Genomic DNA, 14,112 nt, shown 5'->3' with positions numbered 1-14,112 from the left:
ATCAAGGTTTTGGCGGTTAGTGCAGAGCGGGTAGGGATAAGCCGAGAAAGTGGGCTAAAGTGCTTACCAACAGCTGGTGATCTTCCTTCTGCGGCGCGCCGGAAATGCTGATGCTGCCGACGCAGCCGAGGCCGGTCAGGGTGAGCGGGAAGGCGCCGCCGTGCACCGAATAGTCGCGCACGCTCAGCCCGTAACGCTCCTCCAGCGACGTTTGCCGCTGCTGCAGACGCAGGCCGATGGCGTAAGAACTTTTGTGAAAATGGTTCACCAGATTGCGCTTGCGCCGCACCCAGTCGGCGATGTCCGGCGTGGCGCCCGGCATGGCGTAATAAAACAGCGTCTGCCCGGCCAGTTGGATTTCGATGGCGATGCTCAGGCCGCGTCGCTCGGCGGCGGTTTTCAGCGCCGCGCCCAGCTCCCAGGCGGTGGTGGCGTCAAAATGGGTAAAGGCCAGCGTCGCTTCCTGTTCGCTGAGCGCCTGCAGTTCATCGTCGATATTCATGCGTTTCTCCCCCGATATACAAAGGACAGAGTAGCCTGAAGCGAGCATCGTGAGATAGACGGCTTGGCGATAAGATAGAACTGCTACTCTATTAATAGACTGTGTAAAATGGCCGCCGCCGAAGCGGAGACGACAGGGATGCGTTATTCAACGTCTTTACATTACCCCTGGCGATCCCGAGGAGCGCGCTGACTATTTATGACTTACATTGCGTCCATTTCCACCCTTTACAGCGACGCTTGCATCACCTATGCCACGCTGTCGGTAAGCTATTTCGTTCTCAGCAAGAATGCCCCGTTTTCCTACCGTTCCGCACTGTGGAAGCGCGTCGTGTTCGGCCTGCTGGCCGGGGTGGCGGTGCTGTATTTGAGTCAGGATCGGCTGGTGTTGACCGATAAGGTACATTACAGCTTTGCGATGATCCCGATGATACTGGTGACGTTCTTCGGCGGCGGCGTCAGCGGACTGGTGAGTTTTCTGTTCGCCATGGCGCTGACCGGCGGTTTCACCGTCGATAACCTGTTCATCGCCTCGATCATCGCGCCGCTGCTGCTGTCGCAGGTGTGGCTGAAAAAATCCCACCGGACGTTTTACCTGACGATCGGCATTATCGCGCTGTATCGCATCGCGGTGGTGTGGCTGCTGGTGGACATGAGCGGGCTGTGGCCGGATGTGTTGCTGTACCAGGCGGTCTCCGCGCTCTGTCTGGCGATTTGCTATCATGCGCTGAATTTCAAAGAGCGCCACATCTACGCCTATTTCGCGATGCGTGCGCGTGCCACGACCGACAGTGTGACCCACATCAACAACCGCGCCAGCGTCGATTATCAGCTGATGCTGCAGCGTGCCGAGCGTCGCCCGTGCGGGTTGATGATCCTCGATTTGGATAACTTTAAAAGCATCAACGATACCTACGGTCATCCGGCCGGTGACGTGCTGCTGGCCAGCGTCGGTCGGCTGCTGCAAAACAGCGTGCGTAACGAGGACTTCGTCGGGCGCTACGGTGGCGAGGAGTTTATGGTGATCACCGCCAGCTACGATCCGCAGGTCATCGGTGGGGTAGCCGAACGTATTCGCAGCGCGGTGGAAAGTTCGACGTTCTTGCTGAATGCACACGACGAAGCGCACATCACGATGTCCATCGGCGTGTCGCTGTATCTGCCCGGCATGACGTTGGACAAGGCGATCGCCATGACCGACGAAGCGTTGTACGAGGCGAAGCGCAGCGGCAAAAACCGGGTGGTGACCAGCCGCGTGATGCAGCTGGCGCCACTGGGCGCCGGTTTTCCGCGCGGATAAGCCGCCCCCGTCGGAGCGACGGGGGCGTTGCCTTAGGCGGCCAGCGTGTGTTCGCGGAAGGCGTTCAGCAGCTCTTCGGTGAACGTCAGGCGTTTCTGGCGATCGGCCAGATCGAGCGTGAACTTCAGCTTACTCGGGCCGTCCAGGCGGTAAACCTGCGGATTGCCCTGCAACAGGCCGATCAGATAACCCGGGTCAACGCGGTTGTTGTCGCCGAACTCGATAAAGCCGCCGCGCTCGTTGCTCTCGATGCGTTTGATCCCCAGCCTCTGCGCATGCAGGCGCAGCGCCGCGCATTGCAACAGGTTGCGCGCCGCATCCGGCAGCTGGCCGAAGCGGTCGATCAGTTCGACCTTCAACTCGTCAAGCTCACCGTCGTTCTTCGCGCTGGCGATACGCTTATACAGTGACAGACGGGTATTGACGTCGGGAATGAAGTCTTCCGGCAGCAGCGTCGGCATGCGCAGTTCTACCTCGGTCTGGCTGCTGGTGAGATCTTCCAACGACGGTTCGCGACCGTTTTTCAACGCGTCGACGGCGCTTTCCAGCAGTTCCATATAGAGCGAGAAACCGACGGTGGTCATTTGGCCGCTCTGGTCTTCACCCAGCAGTTCACCGGCGCCGCGGATCTCCAGATCGTGGGTTGCCAGCGCGAACCCGGCGCCGAGATCTTCCAGCGACGCGATGGCCTCGAGCCGTTTATGGGCGTCGGTGCCCATGGCTTTCGGGTTTGGCGTCAGCAGATAGGCGTAAGCCTGGTGGTGCGACCGCCCGACGCGGCCGCGCAATTGATGCAGCTGCGCCAGGCCGAAGCGATCGGCCCGCTCGATGATGATGGTGTTGGCGCTGGGGATATCGATGCCGGTTTCGATGATGGTGGTGCACACCAGCACGTTGAAGCGCTGGTGGTGGAAATCGTTCATCACCCGCTCCAGATCGCGTTCACGCATCTGGCCGTGGCCGATGGCGATGCGCGCTTCAGGCACCAGCTCAGCCAGGCGCTGCGCCGCTTTCTCGATGTTTTCCACGTCGTTGTAAAGGTAGTAAACCTGGCCGCCACGCAGCACTTCGCGCAGGATCGCCTCGCGCACCACCAGGCTGTCGTATTCGCGCACGAAGGTCTTCACCGCCAAGCGGCGCGCCGGCGGAGTGGCGATGATCGACAGATCGCGCATGCCGCTCATCGCCATGTTCAGCGTCCGCGGGATTGGCGTGGCGGTCAGCGTCAGGATATCGACATCGGCGCGCATCGCCTTGATGCGCTCCTTGTGGCGCACGCCAAAGCGGTGCTCTTCATCGACGATCAGCAACCCCAAATCCTTCCAGTGCAGATCGCTCTGCAGCAGTTTGTGGGTGCCGATGATGATGTCCACTTTGCCTTCGGCCGCGTCGTCCAGCACCTGTTGCTGCTCTTTGGCGCTGCGGAAGCGCGACATCATCTCGATGCGGATCGGCCAGGTGGCGAAGCGATCGCGGAAGTTGTCGAAGTGCTGCTGCGCCAGCAGCGTCGTCGGCACCAGCACCGCCACCTGCTTGCCGTTTTCCACCGCCAGGAAGGCGGCGCGCATCGCCACTTCGGTTTTGCCGAAGCCGACGTCGCCGCACACCAGGCGGTCCATCGCCAGCGGCTGGCACATGTCGCTCAGCACCGCGTTGATCGCCTGTTCCTGATCCGGCGTGGTTTCGAACGGGAAGCTCTGGCAGAACAGCTGGTACTGCTCGCGGTTGTGTTTGAAGGCGAAACCGGCCTTGGCGGCGCGCTGGGCGTAAATATCCAGCAGCTCGGCCGCCACGTCGCGCACCCGCTCGGCGGCTTTCTGCCGCGCGCGCGTCCAGGCGTCGCCGCCCAGTTTGTGCAGCGGGGCGTTTTCGTCCGCGCCGCCGGCGTAGCGGCTGATCAGATGCAGCGATGACACCGGCACGTACAGCTTGTCCTCACCGGCGTAGGAGAGGATCAGGTACTCGGCCTTGATGCCGCCGGCCTCCAGCGTGGTCAGGCCGACGTAGCGGCCGACGCCGTGTTCCAGGTGCACCACCGGCTGGCCGGGATGCAGCTCCGCCAGGTTGCGGATCAGGGTATCGGTGTTGATGGTGCGCCGGTTGTCCTGCCGGCGGCGGCTGACGCGCTCGCCGAGCAGATCGCTTTCGCAGATCAGCGCCCGCCGGCGCAGGCCGTCGAGGAAGCCGTGTTCGGCGGCGCCGACCATCATGTAACGGCCCGCCGTTTCCGCCTGATCGAGGCGCTGAATCAGCGCCGGCGCCAGCTTGATGCGGCCGAGCAGATCCTGCAGCGTTTCACGCCGCCCCTCGCTCTCGACGGAGAAAATCACGCTGCCGTCGAAGCCTTCGATAAAGCGCCGCAGATTATCCAGCGGGGATTTATGCTGCGCCTGCACCGCCAGATCGGGCAGGGTATGGTAGTCCAGATTGGTATTGCCGGCCTTGGCCGGCAGCTCATCGGTTTTTAGCGCGATGCGCGGCCAGGCCTTCAGCTCGCCGAACAGTGCGTCGACGCGCAGCCACAGCGTATCCGGCGCCAGCAGCGGGCGCATCGGATCGACGCGGCGGCTTTCGTAACGCTGGTTGACGTCCTGCCAGAAGCGCTCGGCGGCGCCCTCCAGATCGCCGGTGTTGACGATCAGCGTATTGCCTGGCAGGTAGCTGAACAGCGACGGCAGCGGCTGGCTGAAGAACAGCGGCTGCCAGTATTCGATACCGGCGGGCCAGGCGCTTTTGCTGACCTGCTGATAAATGTGTTCGGCGTCGCGACGCACCTCAAACTGCTCGCGCCACTGGCTGCGGAACAGCTCGATGGCGTTCTTGTCGGTGGGGAACTCGTGGGCCGGCAACAGATTGATGGCCTCGACTTCGCTCAGCGTGCGCTGGGTATCGACGTCGAAGATACGCAGACTGTCGATTTCGTCATCGAAAAAGTCGATGCGGTAAGGCTCATCGCTGCCCATCGGGTAAAGATCGAGCAGCGCGCCGCGGGTGGCGAATTCGCCGTGCTCCATCACCTGATCGACGCTGCGGTAGCCGGCCTGTTCCAACTGCGCGCGCAGTTTGTCGCGCGACAGGCGCTGGCCTTTCTTCATCACCAGCGCGTGGCCGTGCAGGAATTCGTGCGGGCAGACGCGCTGCATCAGGGTGTTGACCGGCAGAATGATCACGCCGCGCGCCATGGTCGGCAGGTGATACAGGCTCGACAAACGATCTGAGATGATTTCCTGGTGCGGCGAGAAACTGTCGTACGGCAGGGTTTCCCAGTCGGACAGCGTGGTCACCATCTGGTCAGTGAACTGCTGGATCTCGTCGCGCAGCCGCAGGGCGTTTTGCATATCCGGCGCGATCAGCATCACCGGGCCAGGGTGGCGTTCTACGATCTCGGCGCATTCCACGGCACAGGCCGCGCCGGTCAGTTGCCCCAGTTGGCGCAGATCGCCCGCGCGATCGGGCAGAGAATAACGAGGGGATGAAGAACGGTTACGGCTATCGGAAGTGCTCATTCAGGTATCTTTAATCAATGTGTTGGATGGCGTCCCGGCACGGATAACCCAGCGCCTTTATGCTGTTTATAGTAGCCCAGCGGCCGGCAAACTGACACAGCAAAAAGCGCTGCTCATCAATTTTCTGCCGGTTATTTAACCGGTTAATGCCGTCTGTTTTTTGCGGCTGAGGATAAATAACGCGCGAAGCTGCCGCCGTCTCCCTCTTCGCCGCCACGCAATAAAAGGCCGTCGGGTGTTCCCTAAACGAGGGAGAGCCTTTATTATCCATGATCACTTTGCTTAAGCCACGGCTATCAAACGGATTTCATGTATCAACCTGTCGCGTTATTCATTGGCCTGCGCTACATGCGCGGGCGAGCCTCAGACCGCTTCGGGCGGTTTGTTTCCTGGCTTTCCACCATCGGCATTACGCTGGGGGTGATGGCGTTGGTCACCGTGCTGTCGGTGATGAACGGTTTCGAAAAGGATCTGGAGAACAACATCCTCGGCCTGATGCCGCAGGCGTTGGTCACCAGTCCACAGGGATCGGTCAACCCGCAGCAGCTGCCGGCCTCCGAGGTGCAGAAGCTGCAGGGCGTCACGCGCGTTGCGCCGCTGACCACCGGTGACGTGGTGCTGCAAAGCGCCCGCAGCGTGGCGGTTGGGGTGATGCTTGGCGTCAATCCCGACGAGGCCGATCCGCTAACCCCCTATCTGGTCAACGTTAAGCAGCAACAGCTGCAGCCGGGCCAATACAACATCATCATCGGCGAACAGCTGGCGGGGCAACTGGGCGTCAAGCGCGGCGATTCGCTGCGCGTGATGGTGCCGAGCGCCAGCCAGTTCACACCGATGGGCCGCATCCCCAGCCAGCGCCTGTTCACCCTCATCGGCACCTTCCATGCCAATAGCGAGGTGGACGGCTATCAGCTGTTGGTCAACCAACAGGACGCCTCGCGCCTGATGCGTTACCCGGCCGGCAACATCACCGGCTGGCGCCTATTCCTGCAACAGCCGCTGACGGTCGATACCCTCAGCCAACAGGCGCTGCCGGCGGGCACCGTCTGGAAAGACTGGCGCGATCGCAAGGGCGAGCTGTTCCAGGCGGTGCGCATGGAGAAGAACATGATGGGGCTGCTGCTCAGCCTGATCGTGGCGGTGGCGGCGTTTAACATCATTACGTCGCTCGGCCTGCTGGTGATGGAGAAGCAGGGCGAGGTTGCCATTCTGCAGACCCAGGGGCTGACCCGCCGCCAGATCATGTCGGTATTCATGGTGCAGGGCGCCAGCGCCGGCATCATCGGTTCGCTGCTCGGCACGCTGCTCGGCGTGCTGCTGGCCACCAACCTGAATAACCTGATGCCGATCCTCGGCGCCTTGATCGACGGCGCTTCGCTGCCGGTGGCGGTCGATCCGCTGCAGGTGACGATCATCGCCGTGGTGGCGATGGCGGTTTCCCTGTTGTCCACGCTTTATCCTTCATGGCGCGCTGCCGCCGTACAACCCGCTGAGGCTTTACGTTATGAGTAACCATCTTTTGTTGCAGTGTGACAACCTGTGCAAGACCTATCAGGAAGGCAACCTGCACACCGACGTGCTGCGCAACGTCAGCTTTGCTATGCAGCAGGGCGAGATGATGGCGATCGTCGGCAGCTCGGGTTCCGGCAAGAGCACCCTGTTGCACCTGCTGGGCGGGTTGGACTCACCGACCTCCGGCGAGGTGATTTTCAAGGGCGAATCGCTGAACGCCATGTCTTCGGCGGCCAAGGCTGAGCTGCGCAACCGCCAGTTGGGCTTCATCTATCAGTTCCACCACCTGTTGCCGGACTTCACCGCGCTGGAAAACGCCGCCATGCCGCTGCTGATCGGCGGCGCCAAACCGGCGCAGGCGCAGGAGAAAGCGCGGGAGATGCTGGCGGCGGTCGGGCTGGAAAAGCGCAGCAAACACCGTCCGTCCGAGCTTTCCGGCGGCGAGCGTCAGCGCGTAGCGATCGCCCGCGCGCTGGTCAACAACCCGGCGCTGGTGCTGGCGGACGAACCGACCGGTAACCTGGATAAACGCACCGCGGACAGCATCTTCGATCTGCTGGGCGAGCTGAACGTGCGTCAGGGCACCGCGTTCCTGGTGGTGACGCACGATCTGCAGCTGGCCAAGCGTCTGAGCCGCCAGCTGGAAATGGCCGACGGCCACCTGCAGGCGCAGCTGACCCTGATGGGGGCCGAGTAATGGCGGGAGCCTCACTGTCCTTCCTGACGGCCCTGCGTTTCAGCCGCGGCCGTAAACGCGGCGGCATGGTGTCGCTGATCTCGGTTATCTCCACCATTGGCATTGCGTTGGGGGTGGCGGTGCTGATCGTCGGCCTGAGCGCGATGAACGGCTTTGAGCGCGAGCTGAAGAACCGCATTCTGGCGGTGGTGCCGCATGGCGAACTCGAACCGGTCAATCAGCCGTTCAGCGGCTGGCCGTCGATTCTGCAACGGGTGGAAAAGGTGCCGGGCATTGTGGCCGCCGCACCGTACATCAACTTTACCGGCCTGATGGAAAACGGCGCGCAGCTGCGCGCGGTGGAAGTCAAAGGCGTTGATCCGCAGCAGGAGAGCCGGCTGAGCGCGCTGCCGCAGTATGTGCAGGGCGACGCCTGGGCCAACTTCAAGCCCGGCGAGCAGCAGGTGATCCTCGGCAAGGGCGTGGCCGACGCGCTGGGCGTCAAGCAGGGCGCCTATGTCACGGTGATGATCCCCAACAGCGACCCGGAAATGAAGCTGCTGCAGCCGAAGCGCATTCGCCTGCATGTGACCGGCATTTTGCAGCTCAGCGGCCAACTCGATCACAGCCTGGCGCTGGTGCCGTTGGCCGATGCGCAGCAGTATCTCGACATGGGTGACAGCGTCACGGGCATCGCCCTCAAGATGAACGACGTGTTCGCCGCCAACAAACTGGTGCGCGACGCCGGCGAAGTGACCAATTCTTATATCTACATCAAAAGCTGGATCGGCAAGTACGGCTATATGTATCGCGACATCCAGATGATCCGCGCCATCATGTACCTGGCGATGGTGCTGGTGATCGGCGTAGCCTGCTTCAACATTGTCTCCACGCTGGTGATGGCGGTGAAAGACAAAAGCGCCGACATCGCAGTGCTGCGTACCCTGGGCGCCAAAGACGGTTTTATCCGCGCCATCTTCATCTGGTACGGGCTGCTGGCCGGGCTGCTGGGCAGCCTGAGCGGCGTGGTGATCGGGGTGATCGCCTCGCTGCAGCTGACCAACATCATCCGGGGCATCGAGAAACTGGTCGGCCATTCCTTCCTGTCGGGCGATATCTACTTCATCGACTTCCTGCCTTCCGAGCTGCACTGGCTGGATGTGCTGATCGTGCTGGCGACCGCCATCGTGCTGAGCCTGCTGGCCAGTTGGTATCCGGCGAGGCGCGCCAGCCGCATCGATCCGGCGCGGGTGCTGAGCGGACAATAAAACCCACGGGGAGGCAGCGATGCCGCCCCGTTTTTTTAGCCTGGGGATGGGTTATGTACTACGGTTTCGATATGGGCGGCACCAAGATTGAGCTGGGGGTGTTCGACGACAACCTGCGGCGCATTTGGCAAAAGCGGGTGCCGACGCCGCGCGACGATTATCGGCAACTGCTGGCCACGCTGTGCGATCTGACCCTGGAGGCGGATGCGTTTTGCGGCCGGCGCGGCAGCGTCGGCATCGGTATTCCGGGCCTGCCCAACGACGATGACGGCACGCTGTTTACCGCCAACGTGCCGGCGGCGATGGGGCGTCCGCTGCCGCGCGATCTGGCGGCGCTGATCGGGCGCGAGGTGCGGGTCGATAACGACGCCAACTGCTTTGCGCTGTCGGAAGCCTGGGACGACGAGTTCCGCCGCTACCCGACGGTGCTGGGCATCATCCTCGGCACCGGCGTAGGCGGCGGCCTGATCGTCGACGGCAAGACGGTGCCTGGGCGCAACTATATCGCCGGCGAGTTCGGCCATTTGCGCCTGCCGGTGGACGCGCTCGAGGTGCTGGGGCGTGATGTGCCTCGCGTTGCCTGCGGGTGCGGCCATCAGGGTTGCATCGAAAATTACATATCGGGCCGCGGTTTCGAATGGATGTACGCCCATTTCTATGGCCGGCGCTTGCCTGCCACCGAGATCATTGCGCATTATCAGGCGGGTGAGCCGCAGGCGATGGCCCACGTCGACCGCTTTATGGACGTGCTGGCGATCTGCCTGGGCAACCTGCTGACGGTGCTGGATCCGCATCTGGTGGTGATCGGTGGCGGGTTGTCGAACTTCGACGCCATTTATCAGGCGTTGCCGCAGCGGCTGCCGGCTCACCTGCTGCGGGTGGCCCGGCTACCGCGCATCGAGAAAGCGCGCTATGGCGACGCCGGCGGCGTGCGCGGCGCAGCGTTTCTCAATTTGGCTCGCCCAAAGTAATGGGCGTTGCGGCCAGGCGTGAATATATGCAGCCAACAACGCCGCAACGTCCAGTAAGAAGGGTAAACAGGGAAAAGTAAGGAGAGAGTTAATGCACACTCGCCATCGGCTGTGTCAGTTTCGCAAGAGTAAGCATGTGCTGCATCAGCGCTTTCGTTCACGTATTTTTCACCGTGACACCATGGCGGCGGCAGAGCTGAAAAAGCCGTTTGTGGTGGTGTTGACCGGGGCCGGCATTTCGGCCGAGTCGGGCATTCGCACCTTCCGCGCCGCGGATGGGCTGTGGGAAGAGCACCGGGTGGAGGACGTCGCCACGCCGGAAGGTTTCCAGCGCGATCCGGCGCTGGTGCAGGCGTTTTACAACGAACGCCGCCGTCAGCTGCAGACGGAGGAGATCGTCCCGAACGCCGCGCACCGCGCGCTGGCGGATCTGGAAGAGTGGCTGGGAGACAACTTCCTGCTGGTCACGCAAAACATCGATAACCTGCATGAGCGCGCCGGCAGCAAGCGGGTGTTGCATATGCACGGCGAATTGCTGAAGGTGCGCTGCACCCAGTCGGGGCAGGTGTTCGAATGGCCCGGCGATCTCAGCGTCGACGATCGTTGCCATTGCTGCCAGTTCCCGGCGCCGCTGCGGCCGCACGTGGTGTGGTTCGGCGAGATGCCGCTGGGCATGGACGACATCTACCAGGCGCTGAGCAAGGCCGATTTCTTCGTCGCCATCGGCACTTCCGGCCACGTCTATCCGGCGGCCGGGTTCGTGCATGAGGCGCGGCTGGGCGGCGCCTATGCGATGGAGCTGAACCTGGAGCCGAGTCAGGTGGAAAGCCAGTTCGACGAGAAACACTACGGTCTGGCCAGTGAAGTGGTGCCGCGTTTTGTGCACAAGTTTCTGGTGGGCAAGGTGGCGCGGGCCGACAGGCCCTGAGAAAGGCATCAGGGCGCACTGCGCGCCCTGATGTGATGGCGGGGCGTATTAGCGCCCGGCTTTCAACTTTTGGAAGTAGCTTTCGTACAGCGTGCTGGCGTCGCCGACGTCGTTTTGCCACTCGCCGTGCTCAATCACCGTCTTATCCGGGTAGAGAGACGGATCGTTGGCGATCTCCGGCGACAGCAGCTTCTTCGCCGCCAGGTTCGGCGTCGGGTAACCGATGGTCTCCGCCACCTGCACCGCGATTTCCGGCCGCAGCAGGAAGTCGATCAGCTTCAGCGCCCCTTCGACGTTGCGCGCGTTGGCCGGAATGGCCAGGCTGTCCATCCAGAAGATCCCGCCTTCCTTCGGCCAGACGATCTCCAGCGGCGTGCCGGCCTGGCGCGCCACAAAGGCCGAACCGTTCCACACCATGCCGACGTTGACTTCCCCTTCCATAAACGGGTTGCCCGGGTTGTCGGAGTTGAAGGCCAGCACGTTTGGCATCAATTTTTGCAGTTCGTGGTAGGCAGCTTCGATCTCCTTCGGATCGGTGGTGTTACCGGAATAGCCCAGCTTGAGCAGCGCCATTTGGAACACTTCGCGTGCGTCGTCAGTCAACAGCAGGCGGCCCTTGTACTGCGGTTGCCACAGATCGGCCCAGGCGGTAACGGTAGAGGGATCTTGCGCGTCGCTGTTAACGCCGATGGCAGTAGCGCCCCAGATGTAAGGAATGGAATAGTCGTTGTTGGGATCGAACGGCTTGTTCAGCAGGGTGGGATCGAGATCCTTGAAGTGGCTGAGCTTGCTCTTGTCGATTTTTTGCAGCATGCCTTCCTTGCTCATCTTGGCGATGAAGTAAGTGGAAGGCACCACCAGATCGTACGCGCCGTCTTTGTAGGTTTTCAGCTTGGCGTACATGCTTTCGTTGGATTCATAGGTGGAATAGATCACCTTGATGCCGGTTTCCTTGGTGAACTGCTCCAGCAGCCCCGGCGGGACGTATTCAGTCCAGTTATAGAAGTACAGTGTCTTGCCGTCAGAGGCGTTTGCAGAGCAGAAACTCAGCGCCATCATCCCGGCTGCGAGCAGATGTGACCACTTTTTCATGCAGCGTATCCTTCAGCAGTAGTGAGCCGAACCCGTATGGGCTGCCGTTTTCGGCCGCGCCATACCCCAGAAAGGGGCCATTATAGGGGCCGGGGCGGGGTGGGTAAAGGCGGTTATCCCGTTGGCAAATCAAGGGGTTCGGCGGCTTAAAGCGCATCACAATTTGTGTGTCTCGCGCTGGACAGGCGGTGAAGCGCGTGCGAAACAATAATTTTGGCGAATAAACGAGGGCGGCGATGAATTTCAAACAGGTCTTCAGCCAGGCGGAGCTCAGCGAGACGGATCTGACGATTTTGCACTGCATTCTCGACAACCCGGACGCCTGCATCGACGACGGCATCCGCGCGGTGTCCGCACGCTGCTACAGTTCCCCCTCGACGCTGGTGCGGCTGGCTAAAAAGCTGGGCTTTCGCGGCTATCTCGAACTGGTCTATTTCATCAAGTTCAACCTGACGATGGCGCCGGCCTACCAGGTGGAACGCCCTACGTCGGCGGCACCGCCGGCCCAGCAGGCGCAGTTTCTCGATCTGCTCGACAGCGGCAAGATCCTGATCCACGGCAGCGGTTTTTCACAGCTGGTGGCGCAGTATATGTACAACAAGTTTATGACGCTGGGCGTAGACAGTTACCTGTCGCTGTGGCCGGATTTCGACATTCTTGACCGCGAGACGCGCTTTCGCTTCGACATGGTGATCGTGATTTCAAAGTCGGGCAACAGCGGCTCGGCGCTGAGCTGGAGCGAGGCGGTGAAGCGTAATCACATTCTGCTGGCGGCCTTCTGCGGCGACGGCGACAGCCCGCTGGCGCAGCAGGCCGATATGACCTTTCTGTTTGAGGATCGGCAAAAATACGATCACGATATCTACTATCCCAACCCATTTTTCGGCCACTGTCTGTTGGGATTCGAGAATGTGATCACCGCCTGGTTTGAACGACGCGGCCGCTGACGGCCGCATCGCACCGTTTAGCGCCAGTGCCTGGCATACTGACGGTGGGCCAGCAGGTACTCCTCCACCAGCGTTTTCGCCAGCGAGTAGGAGTTGACCAGCGGGTGCACCATCAGCGCCTTGATGGCCAGTTGGCGGTTGCCGGTCAGGATCGCCGCCACCGCCAGCCGTTCGTACTCTTTCACCTGCGAAATCAGGTTTTTCTGGGTGTCGGGAATATCGCGCATTTTTACCGGCTGAATACCGGCGCTGCTCAATTCGCAGCTGATTTCGATCACGTCTTCCGGGTGCAGAAAATCGAGCGTGTCGCGGTTTTGCATCGATACCACTACGCGTTTTTGCCGGCCGCTGTTGACCGCCTCCAGAATGTCGATCGCCACCCCGGCATAGCCGCCGCTGTCCGGCTGCTCGATAAACTGTTGCAGCGTCAGCATCTCACGTTTTTTCACCTTGCCCTGGTTGGACTCGCGCTGCATGTAGGAGTTTTCGCGCTGCAGATAATGGCTGAAGTAGACAGAGAAGGCGTGTTCCAACTGGTGGGGGATGTCCAGCTCGCCTAACTCTGACAGCATTTGGCGGTTGATCGCCGCGATTTGTTCGCCGCGGGTCTCGCCGCCCGCGACGATGGCGGCGATCGCCTGCTCACGGTAGTAGTAATAGTAGAGATACTCGTTGAGCATCAAATTGTTTGACAGCGCCACCAGCTCCGGCGAGAAGTATTTCATGCAGGTATCGCGATACAGGCGCGGATCCGCCAGCAACCGTTCCGTGACCGGCTCGCCGTTGACGCGCGCATTGCGGAACCAGGAAAGATGGTTGAGGCCGAAGCAGTCGACGCTCAGTTGGTCTTCGCGGCAGTCCAGCAGCTCGGCCAGTTCGCGGATAAACTCGCTGGGGGCGTCGCAGATGCCGTAGACCCGGCGCTGGAAGCCGGATTTGATGATCGCCTCGGTCACCATGCCGGAAGGATTGGTGAAGTTGAACAGGACCGCGTCCGGCGAGGAAACCTGCTCGATCAGGCGGCAATAGTCGAGGATCGCCGGAATTGAACGCATCGCCATGGCGAAGCCGCCGGCGCCGGTGGTTTCTTGCCCGAGCAACTGGTGATTGAGCGCGATGCGCTCGTCATGGATGCGGCCTTCCTCGCCGCCGATGCGCAGGGTGGTGATGATGTAATCGGCGTCTTGCAGCGCCTGGCGCGGATCGCTGCTGAGGCTGAAAGCAATGTCGCCGCGAATGCGCTGGAATACGCCCTGCGCGAGGGCGCCGTAGATCGCCAGATGGCGCTCATCGGTATCCATAAACACCACTTCGGTAATGCCGATGCGATGGGCGTTATAGGCGATGGATTTGGCGAGGAACGGGGAACGCACGCCGCCGCCGCCGAGAACGGTTAATTTCATTCGATATC

The 14,112-nt window shown here is 61.5% G+C and carries 13 protein-coding genes; 7 read left to right on the top strand and 6 right to left on the bottom strand.

The window, feature by feature from the left end; translation table 11 throughout:
• Nucleotides 1-16: 16 nt before the first annotated feature.
• Nucleotides 17-502, bottom strand: a complete 486-nt coding sequence (locus tag BVU99_RS18185) for a heme-degrading domain-containing protein (RefSeq protein ID WP_025302499.1) — start codon at nucleotides 500-502, stop codon at nucleotides 17-19.
• Between the two features lie 198 nt (nucleotides 503-700).
• Between BVU99_RS18185 and BVU99_RS18180 the strand changes: the two genes are divergently transcribed.
• The gene (locus BVU99_RS18180) at nucleotides 701-1,801 is read left to right on the top strand and encodes a GGDEF domain-containing protein (protein ID WP_043141520.1); all 1,101 of its coding nucleotides are present in this window, start codon (nucleotides 701-703) and stop codon (nucleotides 1,799-1,801) included.
• Nucleotides 1,802-1,833: 32 nt separating this feature from the next.
• On the opposite strand, the gene mfd is transcribed toward BVU99_RS18180, so the two are convergent.
• Together mfd and BVU99_RS18170 are read right to left on the bottom strand one after the other, a co-directional pair.
• Nucleotides 1,834-5,307, bottom strand: coding sequence for a transcription-repair coupling factor (mfd, locus tag BVU99_RS18175; RefSeq protein ID WP_099817292.1), 3,474 nt, complete (start codon nucleotides 5,305-5,307; stop codon nucleotides 1,834-1,836).
• Nucleotides 5,308-5,317: 10 nt separating this feature from the next.
• Nucleotides 5,318-5,578, bottom strand: a complete 261-nt coding sequence (locus BVU99_RS18170; protein WP_016928090.1) for a hypothetical protein — start codon at nucleotides 5,576-5,578, stop codon at nucleotides 5,318-5,320.
• Nucleotides 5,579-5,616: 38 nt separating this feature from the next.
• Here BVU99_RS18170 and lolC point away from each other — a divergent pair, with 38 nt between their 5' ends.
• The 5 genes from lolC to cobB all read left to right on the top strand — a co-directional run bounded on the left by lolC (nucleotide 5,617) and on the right by cobB (nucleotide 10,662).
• Nucleotides 5,617-6,819: a lipoprotein-releasing ABC transporter permease subunit LolC gene (gene lolC / locus BVU99_RS18165; RefSeq protein ID WP_004941116.1), complete on the top strand. Its 1,203-nt coding sequence runs from the start codon at nucleotides 5,617-5,619 to the stop codon at nucleotides 6,817-6,819.
• Entirely contained in the window at nucleotides 6,812-7,516 is a 705-nt protein-coding gene (gene lolD / locus BVU99_RS18160) for a lipoprotein-releasing ABC transporter ATP-binding protein LolD (RefSeq protein ID WP_004941120.1), read from the top strand. The genes lolC and lolD overlap by 8 nt, the downstream gene beginning before the upstream one ends.
• Complete coding sequence (gene lolE, locus BVU99_RS18155) at nucleotides 7,516-8,763, top strand: lipoprotein-releasing ABC transporter permease subunit LolE (protein WP_025302503.1); 1,248 nt, start codon at nucleotides 7,516-7,518, stop codon at nucleotides 8,761-8,763. The genes lolD and lolE overlap by 1 nt, the downstream gene beginning before the upstream one ends.
• A 53-nt stretch (nucleotides 8,764-8,816) precedes the next feature.
• Nucleotides 8,817-9,734 carry an N-acetylglucosamine kinase gene (nagK, locus tag BVU99_RS18150; RefSeq protein ID WP_099817291.1) on the top strand — a complete coding sequence of 306 codons (918 nt, stop codon included), beginning with the start codon at nucleotides 8,817-8,819 and terminating at the stop codon, nucleotides 9,732-9,734.
• A gap of 91 nt (nucleotides 9,735-9,825) precedes the next feature.
• Nucleotides 9,826-10,662, top strand: a complete 837-nt coding sequence (cobB, locus tag BVU99_RS18145; protein ID WP_016928086.1) for a Sir2 family NAD+-dependent deacetylase — start codon at nucleotides 9,826-9,828, stop codon at nucleotides 10,660-10,662.
• 48 nt (nucleotides 10,663-10,710) lie between these two features.
• Here the strand turns inward: cobB and potD are convergent, their stop codons facing one another.
• The gene (potD, locus tag BVU99_RS18140) at nucleotides 10,711-11,754 is read right to left on the bottom strand and encodes a spermidine/putrescine ABC transporter substrate-binding protein PotD (RefSeq protein ID WP_049207158.1); all 1,044 of its coding nucleotides are present in this window, start codon (nucleotides 11,752-11,754) and stop codon (nucleotides 10,711-10,713) included.
• Nucleotides 11,684-12,001 carry a hypothetical protein gene (locus BVU99_RS25025; protein WP_127146172.1) on the bottom strand — a complete coding sequence of 106 codons (318 nt, stop codon included), beginning with the start codon at nucleotides 11,999-12,001 and terminating at the stop codon, nucleotides 11,684-11,686. Before BVU99_RS25025 ends, potD begins: the two co-directional genes overlap by 71 nt.
• Here BVU99_RS25025 and BVU99_RS18135 point away from each other — a divergent pair.
• Nucleotides 11,991-12,701 carry a MurR/RpiR family transcriptional regulator gene (locus BVU99_RS18135; RefSeq protein WP_099817757.1) on the top strand — a complete coding sequence of 237 codons (711 nt, stop codon included), beginning with the start codon at nucleotides 11,991-11,993 and terminating at the stop codon, nucleotides 12,699-12,701. The two genes, BVU99_RS25025 and BVU99_RS18135, sit on opposite strands and share 11 nt — an antisense overlap.
• A 17-nt stretch (nucleotides 12,702-12,718) precedes the next feature.
• On the opposite strand, the gene BVU99_RS18130 is transcribed toward BVU99_RS18135, so the two are convergent.
• Nucleotides 12,719-14,104 (bottom strand): glycoside hydrolase, encoded by a 1,386-nt coding sequence (locus BVU99_RS18130; RefSeq protein WP_099817332.1) that lies wholly within the window; start codon nucleotides 14,102-14,104, stop codon nucleotides 12,719-12,721.
• Nucleotides 14,105-14,112 lie beyond the last annotated feature (8 nt).

Source organism: Serratia sp. OLAL2, assembly GCF_002752475.1.
Classification (GTDB): Bacteria; Pseudomonadota; Gammaproteobacteria; order Enterobacterales; family Enterobacteriaceae; genus Serratia; species Serratia bockelmannii.
Note: the sequence above shows the minus strand (reverse complement) of the source record. Positions and strands in the feature narration are given on the sequence as shown.